The 19,865-nt window shown below is 67.0% G+C and carries 18 protein-coding genes and 1 tRNA gene; 9 read left to right on the top strand and 10 right to left on the bottom strand.

The window, feature by feature from the left end; translation table 11 throughout:
• Positions 1-98: 98 nt before the first annotated feature.
• A tRNA-Leu gene (locus tag Aco04nite_RS47780) sits at positions 99-183 on the bottom strand.
• A gap of 772 nt (positions 184-955) precedes the next feature.
• Here Aco04nite_RS47780 and Aco04nite_RS47775 point away from each other — a divergent pair.
• The 3 genes from Aco04nite_RS47775 (at position 956) to Aco04nite_RS47765 (ending at position 6,092) form a co-directional block, all read left to right on the top strand.
• Positions 956-3,379: a transglycosylase domain-containing protein gene (locus tag Aco04nite_RS47775; RefSeq protein ID WP_244876834.1), complete on the top strand. Its 2,424-nt coding sequence runs from the start codon at positions 956-958 to the stop codon at positions 3,377-3,379.
• A 147-nt stretch (positions 3,380-3,526) separates the two neighbouring features.
• A complete protein-coding gene (locus Aco04nite_RS47770) occupies positions 3,527-5,128 on the top strand; it encodes a flavin-containing monooxygenase (RefSeq protein ID WP_213003801.1) in 1,602 nt (533 codons plus the stop codon).
• A 10-nt stretch (positions 5,129-5,138) separates the two neighbouring features.
• Positions 5,139-6,092, top strand: coding sequence for an alpha/beta hydrolase (locus tag Aco04nite_RS47765; RefSeq protein WP_213003800.1), 954 nt, complete (start codon positions 5,139-5,141; stop codon positions 6,090-6,092).
• A gap of 5 nt (positions 6,093-6,097) precedes the next feature.
• On the opposite strand, the gene Aco04nite_RS47760 is transcribed toward Aco04nite_RS47765, so the two are convergent.
• Positions 6,098-6,979 (bottom strand): AraC family transcriptional regulator, encoded by an 882-nt coding sequence (locus Aco04nite_RS47760; RefSeq protein ID WP_213003799.1) that lies wholly within the window; start codon positions 6,977-6,979, stop codon positions 6,098-6,100.
• A gap of 70 nt (positions 6,980-7,049) precedes the next feature.
• Between Aco04nite_RS47760 and Aco04nite_RS47755 the strand changes: the two genes are divergently transcribed.
• Positions 7,050-7,907: an alpha/beta fold hydrolase gene (locus Aco04nite_RS47755; RefSeq protein WP_213003798.1), complete on the top strand. Its 858-nt coding sequence runs from the start codon at positions 7,050-7,052 to the stop codon at positions 7,905-7,907.
• Between the two features lie 61 nt (positions 7,908-7,968).
• Here Aco04nite_RS47755 and Aco04nite_RS47750 read toward each other — a convergent pair whose 3' ends face one another.
• Together Aco04nite_RS47750 and Aco04nite_RS47745 are read right to left on the bottom strand one after the other, a co-directional pair.
• Positions 7,969-8,238 (bottom strand): GlsB/YeaQ/YmgE family stress response membrane protein, encoded by a 270-nt coding sequence (locus tag Aco04nite_RS47750; protein WP_203841889.1) that lies wholly within the window; start codon positions 8,236-8,238, stop codon positions 7,969-7,971.
• 72 nt (positions 8,239-8,310) lie between these two features.
• On the bottom strand, positions 8,311-9,657 hold the full coding sequence (locus Aco04nite_RS47745) for a tetratricopeptide repeat protein (RefSeq protein ID WP_213003797.1): 1,347 nt from the start codon (positions 9,655-9,657) through the stop codon (positions 8,311-8,313).
• Between the two features lie 112 nt (positions 9,658-9,769).
• On the opposite strand from Aco04nite_RS47745, the gene Aco04nite_RS47740 reads away from it, so the two are divergent.
• The gene (locus tag Aco04nite_RS47740) at positions 9,770-10,543 is read left to right on the top strand and encodes an SDR family NAD(P)-dependent oxidoreductase (RefSeq protein ID WP_244876833.1); all 774 of its coding nucleotides are present in this window, start codon (positions 9,770-9,772) and stop codon (positions 10,541-10,543) included.
• A gap of 106 nt (positions 10,544-10,649) precedes the next feature.
• Here the strand turns inward: Aco04nite_RS47740 and Aco04nite_RS47735 are convergent, their stop codons facing one another.
• Complete coding sequence (locus tag Aco04nite_RS47735) at positions 10,650-11,174, bottom strand: GNAT family N-acetyltransferase (RefSeq protein WP_213003796.1); 525 nt, start codon at positions 11,172-11,174, stop codon at positions 10,650-10,652.
• Between the two features lie 147 nt (positions 11,175-11,321).
• Between Aco04nite_RS47735 and Aco04nite_RS47730 the strand changes: the two genes are divergently transcribed.
• Positions 11,322-12,599 carry a TolB family protein gene (locus Aco04nite_RS47730; RefSeq protein WP_213003795.1) on the top strand — a complete coding sequence of 426 codons (1,278 nt, stop codon included), beginning with the start codon at positions 11,322-11,324 and terminating at the stop codon, positions 12,597-12,599.
• 609 nt (positions 12,600-13,208) lie between these two features.
• Here Aco04nite_RS47730 and Aco04nite_RS47725 read toward each other — a convergent pair.
• On the bottom strand, positions 13,209-13,931 hold the full coding sequence (locus Aco04nite_RS47725) for a hypothetical protein (protein WP_213003794.1): 723 nt from the start codon (positions 13,929-13,931) through the stop codon (positions 13,209-13,211).
• Positions 13,922-14,413, bottom strand: a complete 492-nt coding sequence (locus Aco04nite_RS47720; protein ID WP_213003793.1) for a SigE family RNA polymerase sigma factor — start codon at positions 14,411-14,413, stop codon at positions 13,922-13,924. Before Aco04nite_RS47720 ends, Aco04nite_RS47725 begins: the two co-directional genes overlap by 10 nt.
• A 504-nt stretch (positions 14,414-14,917) precedes the next feature.
• On the opposite strand from Aco04nite_RS47720, the gene Aco04nite_RS47715 reads away from it, so the two are divergent.
• A complete protein-coding gene (locus Aco04nite_RS47715) occupies positions 14,918-16,066 on the top strand; it encodes a S1 family peptidase (RefSeq protein WP_213003792.1) in 1,149 nt (382 codons plus the stop codon).
• Between the two features lie 12 nt (positions 16,067-16,078).
• On the opposite strand, the gene Aco04nite_RS47710 is transcribed toward Aco04nite_RS47715, so the two are convergent.
• The 3 genes from Aco04nite_RS47710 to Aco04nite_RS47700 form a co-directional block, all read right to left on the bottom strand.
• Positions 16,079-16,624: an SRPBCC family protein gene (locus Aco04nite_RS47710; RefSeq protein WP_213003791.1), complete on the bottom strand. Its 546-nt coding sequence runs from the start codon at positions 16,622-16,624 to the stop codon at positions 16,079-16,081.
• Between the two features lie 3 nt (positions 16,625-16,627).
• The gene (locus tag Aco04nite_RS47705; RefSeq protein ID WP_244876832.1) at positions 16,628-18,055 is read right to left on the bottom strand and encodes an alcohol dehydrogenase catalytic domain-containing protein; all 1,428 of its coding nucleotides are present in this window, start codon (positions 18,053-18,055) and stop codon (positions 16,628-16,630) included.
• A 114-nt stretch (positions 18,056-18,169) separates the two neighbouring features.
• On the bottom strand, positions 18,170-18,985 hold the full coding sequence (locus Aco04nite_RS47700; RefSeq protein WP_213003790.1) for a helix-turn-helix transcriptional regulator: 816 nt from the start codon (positions 18,983-18,985) through the stop codon (positions 18,170-18,172).
• Positions 18,986-19,168: 183 nt separating this feature from the next.
• On the opposite strand from Aco04nite_RS47700, the gene Aco04nite_RS47695 reads away from it, so the two are divergent.
• Positions 19,169-19,573 carry a VOC family protein gene (locus tag Aco04nite_RS47695; protein ID WP_145919122.1) on the top strand — a complete coding sequence of 135 codons (405 nt, stop codon included), beginning with the start codon at positions 19,169-19,171 and terminating at the stop codon, positions 19,571-19,573.
• Positions 19,570-19,851, top strand: coding sequence for a winged helix-turn-helix transcriptional regulator (locus Aco04nite_RS47690; protein ID WP_213003789.1), 282 nt, complete (start codon positions 19,570-19,572; stop codon positions 19,849-19,851). The genes Aco04nite_RS47695 and Aco04nite_RS47690 overlap by 4 nt, the downstream gene beginning before the upstream one ends.
• The last annotated feature ends 14 nt before the right edge of the window (positions 19,852-19,865 follow it).

The following is a 19,865-nucleotide window of genomic DNA, read 5'->3' as shown; positions in this document are numbered from 1 at the left end:
TGGGCCTTACTTGTATGGATCAAAATTACTCGCCACGGGCACATCTGGATAACATGTGCGCATGAACACCCATGCTGAGCATGGATGCTACGGATTTGTGTCCGGAGGGGGACTTGAACCCCCACGTCCGATAAAGGACACTAGCACCTCAAGCTAGCGCGTCTGCCATTCCGCCACCCGGACAGGGCTTGTGTAGCGTAGCAAAGTTCGGGACCGGGGTTTTATCCCGCTCCCGGCGCCCTGCGGTGCCGCACAGGAGAGAACTTTACACGGCCCTGACGCCAGGGTGAAATCGCCCCACCCCAGCCGGGTGGGGGTCCACCTGAGCAGGAGCCCTGTGCCGCGGGCAGGGGCGGCGGGGTGGCTCGCTGCGGGCGGAACCGGGCGGGCTGGATGCCGTGTTCTGGGGTGGGAGGGCTTGGGGTTCGGAATACTGCAAGTACGGTCGGGCGTCTTTTCGTTACTTGATGTTATTGATTTCTGGGCGCAGGGGGCTGGCCTCGGGGTTTAGGTATTTGTCGACGTGGGGGTGGTCGGCTGGTTAGGTGATGGGGTCGGGGCGTACTAGCATCGCGTGGCCAGAAATTGCTGCTGTTGCACGACGACCGATTGGTGTAACTGAATGCACCCGAATGGTGAATCGCCGACTGGGCGGGCTCGGGCGAGTGTGCCTGGGGCTACCGGGCGTGATGGGCGGCCAGCTGGTGGGCGGGCTAGCGTCGGGGGTGACGCCGCTCGCGGATCTGCTTCCGGGGGGCAGCGGCCTGCGGGGTCGGCCTCTGTGAATCCACGGCCTGCGGGGTCGGCTTCCGTGGGGCCGCGGCCTGCAGGGTCGGCCTCGGTGGGGCCACGGCCTGCGGGGTCGGCTGCCGTCGGTGGGGCTGCGGTGCCTGGGCGGGCATCGGTGAGTCCTGGGCGGGCATCGGTGGGTTCCGCGGCGGTCGGGGGGCGTGCTGTGGTCGCACGGCCGGGTAGCGAGGGCGGCGGCGGGAGCGGCGGCGGTAAGGGCGGCAAAGGCAAGCTCGGTGGGGTTTCCACTGGGGACAGCAAGGCTGCCAAGAAGCGGCGGCGGCGGGCCAATGTGCTCACATCGGCGGCGGCGATCCTGCTGATTCTGGTCGGTGGGGGCACGGTCGCGGGGACGTACTTCTTCGATGACGTGGAGTTGCCGGCGCCGAAGACCGAGGATCAGTCGAACGTCGTCATGTTCTCCAACGGGGCGGAGCTCGCGCGGTTGGGTGAGCAGAACCGGACCGTGGTCGCGCAGACGCAGATCAATCCGGTCGTGCAGCACGCGGTGGCCGCGGCTGAGGACAAGAACTTCTATCACCACAACGGCATTGACATGAAGGGCATTCTGCGGGCCGCGTGGAACAACTTCACCGGTGGTGACAAGCAGGGTGCTTCGACGATCACGCAGCAGTATGCACGGCACGCTGCGGATCTCAAGGACATCAGTTACAACCGGAAATTGCGTGAGGCTGTTATTGCACGCAAGCTCGAGTCGACGTACAGCAAAGACCAGATTATGGGTTTTTATCTGAACTACGTATATCTGGGGCGCGGCTACAACGGTATCGAGGCGGCGGCCAAGGGGTATTTCGGTAAGTCCGTGGTGACGCCTGAGGGGCAGAAGGGCGCGGTCACGCCGTACGAGGCGGCGGTGCTGGCGTCGATCATCAAGCAGCCCGAGCCGTCGGCGACGCACCTGGGTTATGACCCGGCGAAGAATCCCGTGGATGCCAAGGACCGCTGGGAGTACACCATGAAGAACATGGTGGAGATGAACTGGATCTCGCCGGAGGTGTATGCGGCCCGGAAGTATCCGGTGGTGAAGGCGCCGAGCTCGAACGTCTGCAAGACGTGCAAGGACGATTCGGCGACCGGCATCATTTTGCGCCACGTCTACGCGGAGCTGGCCGAGATGGGTATCTCGCCGACGGAGTTCCAGCGGGGCGGGCTGCAGGTGACGACGACGATCGACCAGAAGGTGCAGGCGGCGGCGGAGAAGGCCGGGTCGCGCAAGAGCAAGACGTCGCCGATGCACGATCTGCCGAAGACGTATCAGGCCGCGGTGATCGGCATTGATCCGAAGACCGGGCGGGTGCTCGGTTATTACGGTGGCGACAATCCCCAGGGCACGGATTACGGCAGTTATCTCAACGGTACGGGGACCGGGCTCAGTGGTGCCGGTCAGTCACCGGGGTCGACGTTCAAGATTTACACCCTCGCGGCGGGGCTGCGGGAGGGTATCTCGTTCGATACGACGTGGAACGGCAAGCTGGAACGTAACGGCGGCGGGAAGATCAGCAACGCCGGCGCCGAGGACGATGCCGTCTGTCAGAACGGCGGGGGCATCGAGCGGTGCAAGCTGGAGGAAGCGACGATCCAGTCGTACAACTTCCCGTTCTACTGGATCGCTGACGGGATCGGTGCCAGCAAGGTCGTTCAGGCCGCCAAGGACGCCGGGGTACGGCATCTGGTGAACAACGACGGCAAGATCATCGACTTGAACAACACCGACGCGGAGACGTGGAAGAAGAACTTCTCCGAGGAAGTGGCGTTCGGGCAGTTCCGGGTGCTTCCGCTGGAGCACGCCGAGGGTGTCGCCACGATCGTCAATCAGGGCGAGCGGCACGAGGCGCATTTCATCAAGTCCGTGAAGAAGATGGACGAGACCACCGGCAAGTTCGCCAATTACAAGAGCGAGCTGGGCAAGGGCAAACAGGTCTTCGACAAGGCGCAGATGTCCGACCTCGAGGGCGTCATGGCGAAGATCCCCGACCACGCGAAGAACGTGCTGAAGGACGGCCGCCAGTCGATCGCCAAGTCCGGCACCTGGGAGTACCAGGACTCGAGTGGCAAGTCGAGCAAGAACGGCAGTGGTGACACCTGGTTCGTGGGTGGCATTCCTCAGCTCGCGGCGACCGTCTGGGTCGGTGGCGCCGGAAACCGTCTTGCCTTGAAAGAGAAGGACGGCACGTCGGACATGTTCGGCTCGGGGACGCCCGCGCAGATCTGGGAGGACTTCATCGAGGCCGTCACCGACGCTCTCGACATGCAAAAGGAGGAATTCCCCGCGCGGCAGCAGACCGGGGATCCGAACAGCACGTTCGCCAACGGTAAGGCTGCCCCTCCCCCGCCGCCCGCGCCGACCGAGGAGCCGCAGCAGGAGCAGGAGCAGCAGGACAACCAGGACCAGAACCAGGACGACAACGCCGGTGACAACGACGACGGCGACCAGGATCAGGACCAGGACGGCGACCAGGACCCGGATCAGGACGACGATGATCAGGACCAGGACGACAACGACGACGGCAACAACCAGCCCGGCACGCAGGCGCCGACCACGAGCCCGACAACGACGCCGCCCAACTGACTGAGCAGGCGGCGCCCTCGTCCCGGCGAGGGCGCCGCCATAGCGATCTTGAGCTGCGGGTTTACGTGCCGGAAACATTGACCGACCCGAGAATGCATCCTATGTTGTGAACCAGGTCACTCGCTTGTCGTGGGTCTGGAGGCTGGGATGCCTGTTCCGGAATCTGTTGATGTTGTGATCGTCGGTGCCGGGTTCTCGGGGATGTACCTGCTGCATCGCCTGCGGCACCAGAACAAGACCGCTGTGGTGTTCGAGGCCGGCGCCGACGTCGGCGGGACCTGGTACTGGAATCGGTATCCCGGGGCCCGCGTCGACGTCGAAAGCCTGGCGTACTCGTTCTCGTTCGACCCCACGCTGGAACAGGACTACGAATGGCGCGAGCGGTATCCGACGCAGCCTGAGATCCTCCGGTACGCCCAGCATGTCGCCGACCGCTTCGACCTCCGCAAAGACATCGTTTTCCGTACGCGGGTCAGCGGCGCGACCTGGGACGACGAGTCGAAGACCTGGCTGGTGCGCACCGAACACGCCGACGCCGTCCGGGCCCGGTTTCTCGTCATGGCCACCGGATGCCTGTCCGCCGCGAAACTGCCCGAAATCGCGGGACTGGACGACTTCCACGGCCCCACGTTCCACACCGCGCACTGGCCCCATGAGGGCGTCGACTTCACCGGGCAACGGGTCGGGATCATCGGGACCGGCTCGTCCGGGGTGCAGTCCATCCCGGTGATCGCCGCGCAGGCCGCCGATCTGACCGTTTTCCAGCGCACTCCCGCCTATTCGTTGCCGGCCCGCAACAGGGCCTTGCGCGATGACGAGGTCACGGCGATGAAGGCGAACTACCCGAAGTTTCGCCAGGCGCAGCGCGAGTCCGGATTCGGGGTCCCCGTGGCGATGCCGACGCGGAGCGCGCTCGAGGTCGGCGACGCCGAACGGGATGCCACATTCGAGGTGGCGTGGGAGAGCGGGAGCCTGGTCAACCTGCTCACCGCGTACAAGGATCTGACCACCGACCAGGACGCCAACGACACCGCGAAAAAATGGATCCACCGCAAGATTCACCGGATTGTGGACGACCCCGCGGTGGCCGACGATCTGAGTCCGCAGTACCCCGTCGGGACGAAACGGCCGTGCCTGGACACCGGCTATTACGAAACCTACAACCGGGACAACGTCCATCTGGTCAACCTGCAGCGCACCCCGCTCGTCGCGGTCACGGACAAAGGGATCCGAACGTCGGAGCGGGAGTACGAGTTCGACGCGATCGTCTACGCGACCGGGTTCGACGCGATGACCGGTGCGCTGACGAACGTGGACATCCGGGGCCGGGACGGCGTTTCGCTGAAGGAGACGTGGCGCGCTGGTCCGCGTACCTATCTGGGGATCGGGTCTGCGGGTTTTCCGAATCTCTTCATGATTACCGGGCCGGGCAGTCCGAGCGTGTTGTCGAACATGGTGGTGTCGATCGAACAGCACGTCGAATGGGTCTCCGGCGTCATCCGGCACCTTGACGAGCGGCATCTGCGGACCATCGAGCCGCAGGTCGACGCGCAGGACGCCTGGGTCGCGCACGTCAACGAGATCGCGGGTTACACGCTCTACCCGAAGGCGAATTCCTGGTACATGGGCGCGAACGTGCCGGGGAAGACGCGGGTTTTCATGCCGTACGCGGGTGGAGTCGGTGAGTACCGCAAGAAGTGCGACGAGGTCGCCGCGAACGGCTACGAGGGCTTTCAGCTGACCGATTGAAGGAGACGTCATGTCCCGTCGTGAACTCATCGACCCCGAGGTGCGCGTACCACTGGATCAGCTTTTGGAAGCCTTGCCCGGCGGTTTCAATGCGGTCGCGGACATCGTGGAACGCCGGGCCGCCGTAAAGGCGATGCTCGCCGCCATCGAGGTGCCGGACAACCCGCGGGTGCGCAAGGAAGACCGGACCATTGCGGGTGTGCACGGCGAACCCGATATCTCGATACGCGTGTACCGGCCCGTCGACGCCACCACCGACCTGCCCGGCATCTATTTCATCCACGGCGGCGGCATGATTCTGGGCAGCGTCGACGGCGAGGACCCGATCGCCACGCTGCTCTGCGACCGGGTCGGTGCGGTGGTCGTTTCCGTGGAATACCGGCTGGCGCCCGAGAATCCGCATCCGGTGCCGGTCGAGGACTGCTACCGGGGTCTGGTGTGGACCGCTGAGCATGCCCGCGAATTGGGTATCGACCTGGATCGGCTGGCGATTTTCGGAGCCAGTGCCGGCGGCGGGTTGACCATTGCCACGGCGTTGATGGCGCGTGACCGCCGCGGGCCGGCGCTGACGTTCATGATGCCGATCTACCCGATGATCGACGACCGGAACCAGACGTCGTCGAGTTACGAGATCACCGACATCGGGATCTGGGACCGTTCCGGCAACATCGAGGCGTGGGCGTGGTATCTGGGTGGTAAGCCCGCCGATCAGTACGCGGCCCCGAGCCGCGCCGAGGATCTGACCGGGTTGCCGCCGGCGTTCATCGACGTGGGGACGGTGGATCTGTTCCGGGATGAGGACATCGCTTTCGCTCAGCGGCTGATGCAGGCCGGCGTACCGACCGAATTGCATGTGCATCCGGGCAGTTATCACGCGGCGGAGACGTTCGCGGCTGACGCGGCGTTGTCGACGCGGATCTGGGCGCTGCGGGTCGACGCGCTGCGAAGGGCGTTGGCCGGATAGAGCGCCTATTGAGCGCGTTCGCGGTCTCGGAAGCGGCCGGGGGCGAGGCCGAAGACGCGGCGGAAGGCGGCTGAGAAGCTGAATTCGGTGGCGTAGCCGAGCTGCAGGGCGATGGAGCCCAGTGGCAGGTCGGTTCTGCGGAGCAGGTGGGCGCCGCGGTCGAGGCGGCGGCGGGTGAGCCAGGCGCCGGGTTTTTCGCCCGTTGCCTGGGTGAATTCGCGGGTGAACGTCGCTCGGGACATGTGGGCGGCGTCGCTGAGTTGCTGGACGGTCCACGGTTTGTGGGGGTCCAGCTCGACGTTACGTAGGGCCTGCGCGATGCGGGGGTCGGTGGCGGCGGGATCGGCGGTGGAGCCGTTCTGCTCGTGCCATAGGCGTAGCAGATGAATCAGTAGTAGATCGACCACTGCGGGCAGGGCAAGGTCGCTGCCTGGCTGGGTGTCTGCGGCGTGTTCGCCGAGCAGGGCGGTGAGGGCTTGGAGCGCCGGGTGGCGGTCGTCGTGCAGGAGTGTGATGACTTCCGGTAGACCGTTCAGCGACTCGTGGATCTGGCCGCGGTCGAGGTGGTAGCAGCAGCTGACGAATTCGACGTCGTAGCGATCCGGGTCCGGCGGTGGCTCGCGTAGGGCGGGCAGGGCGGTGAAGGCGATCGGGGTGTTGCTGAAGCCGTGGGGTGGCCCGTGCGGGATGAAGACGATGCTGCCGGGTTGCAGGGCGACGGGCGGGGTGTGCTCGGGGATGAGCCACGGTGTGCCCTGGCGAACGATGTGCAGCCCGGAGCCGTTGATGGCGGGGAAGCGGGTGGCCCAGGAACCGGTGTAGCGGTTGCGGACGGCGACGGCGCGGCCGGCTCGGGTCCGGGCGACGGCTTCGCTGATCATGTCCATGGACAAAATCGTATCCAGTGGTGACATTTGAGCATGGCCGCGGTGCTCGTAACGGTGTTGGCTGGGTGCCATGAATTCCGTCAGCACCCATGAATTTGTCGTCGACGGGGTACGGCAGGTGTATCACGTGGCGGGGTCCGGCCCGGTTTGTGTCGCGCATTCCGGTGGGCCGGGGCTGCTTTGGGCGTACCTGCGATCTCCTGAACTTGAACGGCATTTCACGATGGTCTATGTCGAGCCGGTCGGGACCGGGGAGTCCGGGCGTCTGCCCGACGGTGGTTACAGCTTGGCGATCTATGTACAGTTCCTTGCCGCGTTGATCGATCAGCTGGGTGTCGAGCGGGTGTATCTGCTCGGGCATTCGGCCGGCGGGTTCGTTGCCCAGACGTACGCCCTGGAACATCCGGACCGGGTTGCCGGGCTGATTCTGTACTCCACTTCGCCGCAGGCCGGGCCGGAATTCTGGGCGGCGGCGATGGACGGGCTGGTGGCCTATCCGCAGCGGCATCCGGACATCGCTGAGGCCGCGGCCGTACCGTCGACGTTTCAGCAGGCCCAGGCAGCACCTGATGATGACAGCCTGAGCCAATTGTTCGCCGCTGCCGTGCCCGTGTATTTCGCTGACTTCTGGTCGCGGCGTGCCGAGTTCGCGGCGTGGCAGGCGGGGATTCGGATGTGGCGTGGGTCCGCTTTCGCGCAGGACCCCGTCACGTTCGATGTCGAGGAACGTCTCGGAGAACTGACGATGCCGACGGTTGTCATTGCCGGGCGTCATGACTTCATCTGCGGTTTGACGTGGGCGGAGCGGCTGGTCAAGAGCATTCCGGGTGCTCAGCTGCATGTCCTTGAGAACAGCGGTCACTTCGGTCACGTCGAGGAGCCAGCTGCCTTCGCTTCTGCGGCGGCGGTTCTCAAGCAGCTCCGCTAAACGACAATCGCCCCACCGATCACCTGGCATCCAGGTGGGCGGTGGGGCGAAGGCGAGCGGGTCAGCGGTGGCTGCGGCCGCGGGTGCCGGCGACGATGGCGACGCCGACCGCGGCGAGGGCGACCTGGATGATGAGTTCGATCCAGTCGATGCCGGGGGTCTCGGCGACGTCGAGGGCGGCGGCGATGAACGTGCCGATCAGAGCGGCGACCACGCCGATGACGAGGGTCAGCCAGATCGGGATGTTCTGCTTGCCGGGCACGACGAGACGGCCGAGCGCTCCGATGATCAGGCCGATGACGATGGCGGTGATGATCCCGGTTACTTCCACGGTCAGCTCCTAGGGTGGGGTGGCACCCGGGACTGTTCCCGTATCTAGACGATGATCAAACCTGGTTGCGGGTCAGGTTTTCTTGGTCACTGTCACGGCACTGACCGGGGCTTTGTTGAGGCCGGACATCGAGGTGCCCTTCTCGCCCCAGGTGCCGTTGGCGATCTCGCTGTCACGTTCGGCCATCAGGCCCCCGAAGGCGGAGTCGGAGAGCCGGTCCACGCGGAGTTGCCAGGCCAGGCCGACGCCTTCGTCGGCACTCGAGCCCAGATGGATGGGGTACGGCGCCGAGCTGACTTTGCCGTCGAGGTAGCAGCGGCCGCTGACGCAGATCGAGAGCGCGAGGACCGTACCTTTCGCTGCCGCGTCGGAGGGTGAGAGCGAGAACTTCGCCTGGAATGACCAGGTGGCGAGGCTGCCGTTCGCGGGCGAGGTGATTCGGGTGGCTGCGGGGGGATTTGTCGTGGGGCGGGTTGTGGCCGGGGGTTTGGCTGGCGTGGTGGTCGGGGGTGGCGTTGTCGGGGTTGCGGATGGGGCTGCGCTCGGGGGCGTCGTAGGTGAGGGCGCCTGCGAGGGTGCGGACGGGGCCTGCGAGGTGACGGCTGGCGACGGGGTTGGGGTCAGGGCGAGGGGTGCGGGATTCGCCGGGTTGTCGGGGCGTAGGAGTACGACGCCGGTTACTACCAATGCGGCGACAACAATTGCGGCTGCGGCAATCATCCACCATTTACGGGGGCTGGCCGGTGGTACGGCAAAGGGTGCCGTGGATGAGGGCGTCGCAGAAATCGGCACGCCGGAAGTGGGCTGCCCGTAAAACGGCGGCCCGGAACTCGGTGGTCCAGAAATCGGTGGTCCAGAAATCGGTGGTCCGGAAAACGGCGGCCCGGAACTCGGTGGACCGGAGAAGGGCGGGCCTGACGGCGGCGTTACTGGAGGGGGCAGTGGAGGCGGCGCGGTGGGAGAAGTGCCGGGGAAGTCGGGAGAGGCGGGCAGGGTGCCGTTCTGGAGGTAGGTGCGGGCGTTGGTGACGGCCCAGTGGTCGGGCCCGAGGGTGGCGGGGCCGAATTGGGCGACCCGGGTGAAGTTGGTGCGGGCCTCGTGGCGGTTGGCGAGTTGCTCGGCGACGACGGCGAGGTCGTAGGTCAGCATCAGGCGCAGGGGGTCGGTGTCCGGGAGGCGGTGGGCGCCGGCCATGGCTTCTTCGAGCAGGCGGCGGGCGGCGGTCGGGTCATCGAGGCGGGTGTGCAGCGCGGCGAGCTGGCGGATCGTGGCCAGCAATTCCGGGTCGCCCTCGGCGAGGCCCGGTTTTCCCTGGTCGATGGCGTGTTCGAGGACCGCCTGGGCCTGGGCGACCTCGCCGGCATCCGCGAGGGTCTGCGCCTGGTAGCGGGCTTGGGGGAACGCTGACGGCTCGGGCACCTCGCCATGCTGCCTGGCGACCGGGCGAAATGCCAGTTACGCCGAAGCAGTCGCCGAAATGCAGTTCGCTGACGGAAGCCGTTCGGCGCGCTGAGCCCGTACCGTCAACGCAATGATGGATTTGAATCTCAAGGGTAAAACGGTTGTGGTCACGGGTGCGGGGCGCGGGATCGGGCTGGCGATCGTCAAGGCTTTCGCGGCTGAGGGTGCCCAGGTTGTTGCCGGGTCGCGGAGTATCACCGCGGGTCTCAAAGAGCTCGATTCGGTTACCCCGGTCGAGGTGGATCTCGCCGAGGCGGATGCTCCGGCTCGCCTGATCGCCGCTGCCGGCGACCGGATCGATGTGCTCGTCAACAACGTCGGCATCGCCACACCGCGGCCGGGTGGATTTCTCACGGTGACCGATGAGATGTGGGCGACAACCTTCAATCTCAACCTCATGGCCACCGTACGCGCGGTGCGCGCCACTCTGCCCGTCATGCTCGCCGCCGGGGGCGGAACAATCGTCAACGTCGGTTCGGTGAATGCACGGCTGGCGGATCCGCTGGTGGTCGACTATTCGGCGTCCAAGGCAGCGCTGACGAACTTCGCGAAGTCGTTGTCGAAGGAATTCGGGCCGCGCGGGATCCGGGTGAACACGGTGGCGCCGGGGCCGGTCGCCACTGATCTGTGGCTCGGCGGGGACGGGGTGGCGGCGACCGTCGCGGCAGCTCAGGGTGGCTCGGCGGCTGATGTCCGGGCGGGCGCGGAGGCGCAGATGGTCACGGGGCGGTTCACCAGGCCCGAGGAGGTCGCCGATCTGGTGCTGATGCTGGCCGGTGACCGCCTGGCAAACGTCGCCGGCGCCGAGTTCCTCATCGACGGTGGGATGATCACCACGGTGTGACCCCAGCGGGAAATCAGATCATCTTGCGGATGACCGGGACAGCTTCGACTGCTTCACAACGCGTCGTGCTCGCTTGATCCGAGTATCAATGATCTTGCCGGACAGCTCAGCCGATGGGACGGTCGATGCTGTCATCCGGCTTCAAAGTGATACTCATATCGAAGTTCTGCAGCCGCTGTCCGCGGATCTCGGCCATTCGGGTGGCGTCGACGGCGAACCCGAAACGTTCGAAGGCGGGCTTCGCGGTAAGGCTGGCGTGCACATACAGCCCCTGGTGACCGGCTGCGGCTGCCTCCCGCAGAATGCGGGTGACAAGCGCGCGAGCGACTCCACGGCCACCGGCGTCGGGGTGGACGAAAAGCATGTCCAGCAAGCCGTCGTCGATGAAGTCACTGAAGCCCACAACGGCTGCGTCCAAGCAGGCGACATAGGTGTTCGCCGCCGAGCGACGTTCCTGCCAGCGGGCCTCATCGAGGCTGGGAGGGGCCCACGCCTCGATCTGTTCGGAGGTGTAGTCGCGGCTGGCTATGCCGTGGACGGCTGCACGGAAGACCCGCAAGGTATCGGCGGCATCGGCGGTCGCATAGCGGCGGATGACGAGATTCTCAGGTGGAGGGACGTCGTAGGTCACGTTCATAGTCTGGCAACGGCGACCAGCACCGGGAGAATGAGCCCCTCCGTATGACATTTACCAAAGCTGATATCTTGGCGCCGTCCTCGGCGCCGGCTCCCGGTGGGTCCGAGGCAGCAACGCCAACGGGGGAAGGAACCACCAGTTATGCGCCGCACTCTGTCCGCACGTCTGTGCTGTCTCACCGCCACCGGTGCGCTCGTGATCGCACTGCCGGCACCCGCCCACGCTGCCGTCATCGCCACCGAGCTCGTGTCGGTCACCGCGGACGGCACCCAGGGCAATGAGAATTCCATCCTGCCGTCCGTTGACGCCGCCGGCCGGTTCGTGGTGTTCAAGTCGGCGGCGTCGAACCTGGCATCCGATGACGACAACGGCAAGGACGACGTCTTCCTCACCGACCGCGACACCGGCTCCCTGGAGTTGATTTCCCGCGGCGCCGACGGCAGGCCTCTGCCGGGCGACTCCGGCAGCCCGAAAATCAGCGCCGACAGCCGGTTCATCACCTACTACTCGTGGACCGGCACGAGCGCCGAGCCCCCGAAGATCTATGTGTACGACCGGATCACGCAGGCAACCGAGCAGATTCCGACCGGGACGCGCGGCGGCATGTTCTCCACCATCAGTGGCGACGGCCGGTACGTGACGTTCGCGTCCGGTTCCGAGGACATCGTGCCGGACGCCAACGGCTGGTACGGGGACGTCTTCCTCCACGACCGCCAGACCGGCGACACGAGAATCGTCTCCAGCTCCGCCGACGGCACGCAGGGAGACCGGTCCAGCTCGAACGGCGTCATCACCGCCGACGGCCGGCACGTCGCGTTCGCCTCCAGCGCTACGAACCTGGTGCCCGGCGACACCAACGACACGGAGGACATCTTCCTCAAGGACCTGGACACCGGCGCCGTCCAGCGGATCACCGTTGCGAGCGACGGTTCGCAGCTGACCGACTTCTGGCTCTACAGCGACCCGTCGGTCAGCGCAGACGGCCGGTACGTCAGCTACTCCACCACCGCCGCTTTCGACCCGGCCGACACCAACGACGACATCGACGTCTACCTGCGCGACACCGCCACGGGCACGACCACCCTGATCTCCCGCCGCGCGGACGGCCAGCCCCTCAGCTCAGGCTGGGCGTCCTCCCCCGCGGTCAGTGGCGACGGCGACTCGATTGCTTTCTGGTCCAACTCCGGCCAGATCGTCGCCGGCGACACCAACTACACAGGCGACCTCTTCGTGTACGACCGGACGAGCAGCACCACCGAACGCGTATCCGTCACCAGCACGGGCACCGAGGCCGACGGAGCGGACAGCGGCGTCCTGAGCCACGACGGCCGCCTCGCCTTCTACCGCGCCAGCGCCCCGAACCTCGTCCCGAACGACACGAACGGCAAGGACGACATCTTCGTCACCCGCCGCTCATAAATCCGACTCTTGCTGCACTCTTGCAACGGGCATTGATCATCACGCCGCCTCCTCTCAACGACGGGGGCCGGCGTGTCCCTCTGGTCCGAGTGGCACCCGGCTTCCGAGTCTGACATTCCGGATCGACTGCAGTTCATCGTTCAGGAGGGCTCTCCGGTCCAGGGGTCGTCTGGCCCCGTCCGAGAAGCACTTTCGCCGGGCCCGAGGTCGAGTACGTCGAGCAGCGTTGCCAGAGTCCATCGTCGGCGTCGTGACTCACGTACAGAACCGGCTCGGTCCGCTCGAGGACCTCGCTGGTCTGGATGCTGGTAGTGCCCAGCAGCCAATGCTTCATCCACCGCGCGCGCCGGTCACGTTCCATGACGCAGTCCACCACCCACCAGATGAACGGCAGGTCCTCATGTTCGCGGGCCTCGCTTGCGCTCAGATCGGGGCCACCTTCGGGTACCCTGAATCGCCGTGCGTAATGGCGATGACGTGGGTCGGGAGGCGGTGCGGGAGTACGTCCGGCACCGCCTCGCAAGGCTCTTCATCTCACGCGACGTCTACTTCGTCGCTGCGCTTCCCAAGGACGCCACCGGTAAGGTCCTCCGCCGGCAGTTGGACCGGTCAGGGATATACGGTCAGCGCGGGCGCGACGGCGATGCTGACGAGCTGCTGCTCGACGAGACCGCCGCGGGCCAGCGCCGACACCATCGTCCCGTCGGCGTGCAGTGCAACTACCTCCACGGTGCCGGTCGAGGTGCGGATCAGCACCGGCTGGCCGTCATGCTGCTCGACCCGGCAGGTCGCCTGGAGGCACCGGCTCGCCCGCCAGGCGTCGAAGCCGGCCGTGGTCGTTTCGGATCCGCGCAGCCGCACCTCGAGGTCGCCGCCGGCGACTCGGAACGCGGTGAAGTAGCCGTCCCCCGCGACGAGCTTTGCGATCTCAGCCGGCAGCGGTGGCGTGATCGTGGTGTCCGGGAGCTGGTCGGACAGGACTGTGGTCAGTGCGTCGCCGAGGCGGCCGGCCCCGACGAAGCACGATTCGGTGACCGGCCGCAGCGGCGGTTTGCCGCTGAGCAGGCCGTCATCCATCTGCGTGCTGATCCCGCAGGACGGCGGCTCCTCCGAGGCGACCGCCGGTGGGTGCGCCGCACCGGGCGCTTCGACATGCCCGGCCGGTTGCTGCGCCACCACGATGCCGCCGACCAGCACTGCGGCGAGGGCGGTGCCGGTGACGGCGTACAGGCGGTGGGTGCGCCGGCGTTCGCCGGTCATCAGCCGGTCGATGTCGATGCTCGTAGGCGGCGGGTTGTCGGTGGCGGCCAGCATGGCCTGGGTCAGATCCATAGCGGGTCTCCCTCTTTGAGGCCGGCCCGCAGCGTCTCCAGCGCCCGGGCGGCGTGACTTTTGACGGTGCCCTCGCTGCAGCCGAGCGCCTGCGCGGTCTCCGCGACGGAAAGGTCGCAGAAGTAGCGCAGGACTAGCACGGCGCGGCGGCGCGGGGGCAGCCTGGCAAGGAGGGAGAGCACGTCGAGGCGCTGGTCGGTGTCCAAGCCGGCGGCCGGGCGCTCCGGCAGGCGGTCGGTGAAGGACTCGCGACGCCACGGCCGGCGGCGTTCGTCGAGCCAGGCCGACAACAGCATGCGCCGCGTATACGCGTCGAGATGCTCCATCTCCGATGCGCGCTTCCAGTGCCGCAGCAGCTTGACCAGCACGGTCGACGTAAGGTCATCGGCCAGGTGCCAGTCGCCGCACAGCAGATACGCGGTGCGGCGCAGGCGGTCCAGATTTGCCCCGACGTATTCGCGGTAGGCTTGCTCGGTAGTCATCCGTACTCCCTCCCCGTTTCGGGTTCACAGGGTGAACGGAGGCCGGACCGCGCCGGGTTGCCTACGGATCGGGGTTTTCCCGCCCGACAACGAGGGCGCTGTCGGTGCGGTGCCGCTCCCCGTCGAACGTGCCGGCGTCCACAAGATCGTAAGCGCCGGCCGCGTGATGGGTCCGTGCTGAGCCCACAACGATGACCGACGGGCCGAGACCGGACCAGGCCGGCGAAGTACTGCTGACCCGGCATGTTCAGTCTGGACGATGCCCAGCCGACTCGATGTAACGCCGTGCGGCAACCTACCCACAGGAAACGGCGCATGCCCCCGGGTCCCAAGCCACGCTCACAGAAATCTAGAACTCAAGGGCGGGATCCACACTGGCGCCTGGATGGGGCCGACAACCGCTCACAAAGCCACCGTGCGCTAGGCGTCGGTCGGGTGTATTGCGGGGTCCATCAGGGATTGTCCCCGATGCGTCTGGAGGTGGGGCAGCCGAAGAATGGCGTCATGAGGATGGGATGGAAAACCGGCATTGCTGCCGGTGCAGCCGCTTTGGTCGTGCTCGGTATGCCCGGCTCCGCGGCGGCGATGTCCGGTGGCACGCCGGTCACCGATCCGCAGGTCGGGCGCTGGGTCGCCACCCTGGCCATCCCCGGGGACGCGCCGCTGCTGCAGCGCGCCGGATGCGGCGGGGCGCTCGTCGCGCCGGACCGGGTGCTGACGGCGGCGCACTGTGTCGACCGTACCGACCCGAGCCGGACCGAGGTTCATGTCGGGGCGCGGGTGCTGTCCGCGGAACCGGGCGAGGTGCGCGGCGTGCGGGGTATCGCCGAGCTGCCCGGTTACCGCCTTCTGCCGTCCCCGGCCGGGCCTGACGAACCGGGCCTGGACAGTGCGCGCAGGGACCTGGCGGTGGTCCTGCTCGACCGCCCGGTGACCGACATCGCCCCGCTGCGGATCGCGGCTCATCGTCCGGTGGCGGGTGCGCCGGTGCAGTTCTTCGCTCACGGTACGACCGGGATCGCCGGACCGGACGCGTTCCGCAACGACGTCCTGCACCGGGGTGACCTGACGGTCCTCGATCGCGCCGGCTGCCACGACGCCACCCCGGCCGCGATCGACGACGGCTCGGTGTGGTGCGCCGCGGACACCACCACCGCGGCGGCGGTGACGGGCTGCTATCAGGACAGCGGAAGCCCGGCAGTACAGACGGTCGCCGGGCAGCCGGAACTGGTGGGCGTGTTCAGTTTCGGCGGCGAGACGGCCGGCCGGTCGTGCGGCGAGCCGTCACCGCTGTACTTCGCCGACCCCACCGCGTTCCGGACGTGGATCCACCAACCACTGTTGCCGACGCAGCCCTACCCCGCGAGCCGGCCGACGGTCACCGGGAGCGCCATGGGTGGCGGCGTCGTGCACTGCACCGCGCCGGCCTGGGACCTGCGCCGGGGGCTCCCGCCGGCGACCATCGCGTACCAGTGGATGACGGTCACCGTGATCGGCCCGTTCGTGATCCCGGAGCCGATCGAAGGAGCGACAGGCCGCGACTTCACCGTCGACACGGCCTCGGCGGGCCTGTCGCTGGCCTGTCAGGTGACGGCCGGCAACGCAGGAGGGCACTCGGCCGTGTTGTCCGACCCGGTGATCACAACGCTGTGAACGCCGCAGGGGTCAGGATTGCGCTGACACCGTCGAGGCGGTGACACCCACCGGCGATTCGTCGGCTGCTTCGATGACCACTACGCATCGGTTGAGGGCGGCGGTCATGTAGCGGCGCCACAGTGGGGTGAAGGGGCCGGCGAGGATCCATCGGCGGCCGGGGAGCGGTTTGAACTCGTAGGTCCAGCGGATGAGGGTGCCGGGTCCGTCGGGGTTGACGTTGAACTCGCCGCGGATTCCGGCCGCGAGGCGGGACAGGACGTTGGTGAAGTTCGTCAGCTGGTAGGCGAAGCTGTGCCCGTCGGTGTACTCGGTGATTTGTTCGTCGGCCTGGGATCCGTCGTCGAACTGGGGGTTTCGTCGTGCTCCGGCGTGGTCCCAGGTTTCGGTCTGGTTCTCGACGCGCGTGATGCCGGGGAACGGCGCCACCGGGCGGAAAACGTTAGGCAGGTCGATGGGGACCAGGACCTTGAAGGCGTCTGCGGGGGCCTTCGAGGTGCGTTGCTGAACGGTGATGGTGACGGTCGTGTCGGCGGGGCCGATGAGGAGATCAGTCATGATTCAACGCTCCGAAGTGGCAGGGACGAAGACGACTTTGCCATTGAGGGGTTCCGCGGCGACTTCGGCGTGCACCTGCGCCACGTCGACCAGCGGCACCCGCCGGGTTGCGCCGAGGCGCAGTTTGCCTGCGTCGAGCAGGGTCACCAGCTGGGTGAGCTGGTCGGCGTCGGGACGGAAGAAGAGATTGATTCCGCGTACGCCGCGAGCGTCGTCGGACGCAGCAGGCATCCACACGGTGGTGTTGACCAGCACGCCACCGTCCCGGATGACGCCGGACAGGGCGGCCATCTGCTCCGGGTCGATCGGGGCGAAGTTGAGCACGACGTCGACCGGCTCGGACAGCTCCGGGATCCCGGGGCCGTGGATCTCGTCGGCGCCCGCCACCTTGGCCTGCTCAGAACTGCGCGGGCCGGTTGTGGCGATCACGTACGCACCGGCGTTCTTGGCCAGCTGCACCGCGTAGCCACCGACGACGCCGCCCGCACCGTTGATCAGCACCCGCTGGCCGGCGGTCAGCTTCGCGTGCTCGAACAACGCCTGCCATGCCGTGAGCCCCACCAGCGGAAGTCCGGCGGCGTCCACCAGCGGGACGCTCGTGGGGGCTGCCGCCAGAATCCCGGCCGGGGCGATGACGTACTCGGCGGCCGCGCCGGGGCTGGTCAGCGGCAGGGCGCCGATGACCCGGTCACCGACGGCGAGACCGGTCACGTCCTCGCCGAGCGCGTCGACCGTACCCGCGATGTCGATGCCGGGGGTGTGCGGCAGCTGGATCGCGATGGGGCCCCGCATGACACCGGAGCGGATGTTGCCCTCGACCGGGTTGAACGACGTCGCCGCCACCCGGATCCGGACCTCGCCGGCGGCGGGGACCGGCTGGTCCACGTCTTCGTAACGCAGGACCTCGGGGGCGCCGTACTCGTGGAAACGCACTGCCTTCATGACGAACCTCATCCTTCTGGAATGGTTGTGGTGCGACGAATCCTTGTTTTTGCTTCCGGCTGCCAGGGCACGGAGCTTTGAATGGCTGACGGAGCCGGGGACAGCGGTGAAGAACAGCAGCATCTGGTGCTCCGCCGGGTAGAGCAGCAGGTGGCGGTACAGCTCCACCTCGCCCAGGGCGACATGCCGATAGCGCCTCGGGCGGTGGCGAACGGGGACACCCACCTCGACGAGAAAGCGTTCACGCGCAGACGGATCGCTCAACCAGCGATCGACCATAAAATGCGACGATCCGCCGGTACGGGTGTAATCGCCGAACAAAGCGATCGCCGGACGGGTCTGCAGCAACACCTCGCCGAACCGGGAGAACACCGTCGCCGGACAATGCGGCAGGTGCCCGGCGATGAGCTCCAGGACCGGGCTGATCCGGTGACGTGTCGCCACGTCCTGGCGTACCTGGAAGAAGTGCTCCAGGATTTCCCGATCCACATTGCTCACCGCCTTCCCGGTTCGACCACTCAAGCGTGGCGCAGAACGGGAGGCGGGTGAATGTTCTGGTCATCCACGGTACGGCAGACCATGGATACGAGTGTCAGGCTCGGGTCACGCGATCAGCCGCTGGAGCTTCGCCTCGCTCGGTGATCCGGGTTCGGCCATGAAGACCAGCAGATCCTGGCCCTCGTCGGGATCGACCAGGCGCCGGCTGTACAACTCCAACTCGCCCACTTCCGGGTGGCGGTAGCGTTTGAGGTCGTGGTGATGGGTGACGTCCACCTCGTGCCGGCGCCACACCTCGGCGAACTCAGGGCTGACCGCCAGCAGGGCATCGACGATCTCCCCGGCGGTGCCCGCCGGATCGGTTGTGTACGCCGCCCGCAGGTCCACGGTGAAGACCCGGCCGCGTACGTCATGATCCTCGGGCGGATAGACGGCCCGCTGGGCCGGGTCGGTGAACCAGCGATAGACCAGATAGCGCGACAGGCCCTCGAACCGGGTGTAGTCACCGAACAGCGCCATCGCCGCCGGGGTCTGCAGCAACGCCTCACCGAACCGGGAGAACACGATCGCGGGCGTGTCCGAGAGCTGCTCCGCGATGGTCCTGATGGCAAGACCGACCCGGTCCTCCGGCGGGGTCCGCCGCGGAGCAGCATGCCCGCCGAGGGCGAACAGGTGCTCGCGTTCGCTCGGGCTCAATCGCAACGCCCCGGCCACAGCGGCCAGCATCTGCTCGGACGGCATCGGGCCACGCTTCTGCTCGAGCCTGCTGTAGTAGTCGGCCGACATGCCGGCCAGCACCGCGACCTCCTCGCGCCGCAGGCCGCCGGTACGACGCCGGGCGCCCCGCGGCAGCCCCACCGCTTCCGGCTGCAGTGCTTCCCGGCGAGCCCGGAGAAAGTCCGCCAGCAACGCGCGGTCCATCGCTCTCCCCCGCCTCAGCCGGCCTGGTCGCGCCGGAACACCGCGCTCGGTCCTGGCGCCGTTTCACTCACCCCACGATCGTACCTGCTTTGAATTCGAAGCTGTTCACCCAGCACACGCCGTCCCTTACGCGGAACGCATGGCGCTTGACGTGGCTACTTGCATTTTGCAAGCATGGTCGTCATGAGCCTTTTCATCACCTGCCCGGTCGAGAGCGTCGAGCGCGCAACCGCCTTCTACACGGCCCTCGGCTGGACCCTCAACGCCGAGATGTCCGACCACAACGTGTCGTGCTTCGCGATCGCACCCGAGCAGTACGTCATGCTCGGCAGCCGGGAGATGTACGCGAGCGTCGGCGGAGTCGAAGAGTTGATCGGCGGACCTCAGACGCCCTCGAAGGTCACGGTCTCGTTCGACCTGGGCAGCCGCGAGGCGGTCGATGAGCTCGTCGACCGCGCCGGCGCCGCCGGCGGGCGAATTGGCGACACCGACGACTACCCCTTCATGTACCAGCGCCAATTCGACGACCCCGACGGCTACCACTACTCACCGTTCTGGATGAAGGCGGACGCCGATCCGACAGCGTGAGTGACCTCGCCGCGGCCCTCGACATCGTCGGAGCACGGTGGGCCCTGCTCATCGTGGAACGTCTGCTCGACGGGCCACAACGCTACGGCGATCTGCAGCGCGACCTCGGCGTGCCGACGAACATGCTCGCGACACGCCTGCGCGAGCTCGAAGCGGCTGGCGTGCTGCTCCGCCTGCCGCTTCGGCACAACACCCGGGCCTATGCGCTGACCGATCGCGGGCTCGCCTTGCGGGAGGCGATCGTCGTACTCGGCAACTGGGGCAAGAACGACGCCTAGACGAGTAAGTCCTA

This window comes from Winogradskya consettensis, assembly GCF_018332715.1.
Lineage (GTDB): Bacteria > Actinomycetota > Actinomycetes > Mycobacteriales > Micromonosporaceae > Actinoplanes > Actinoplanes consettensis.
This window is presented reverse-complemented; position numbering and strand designations above follow the sequence as displayed.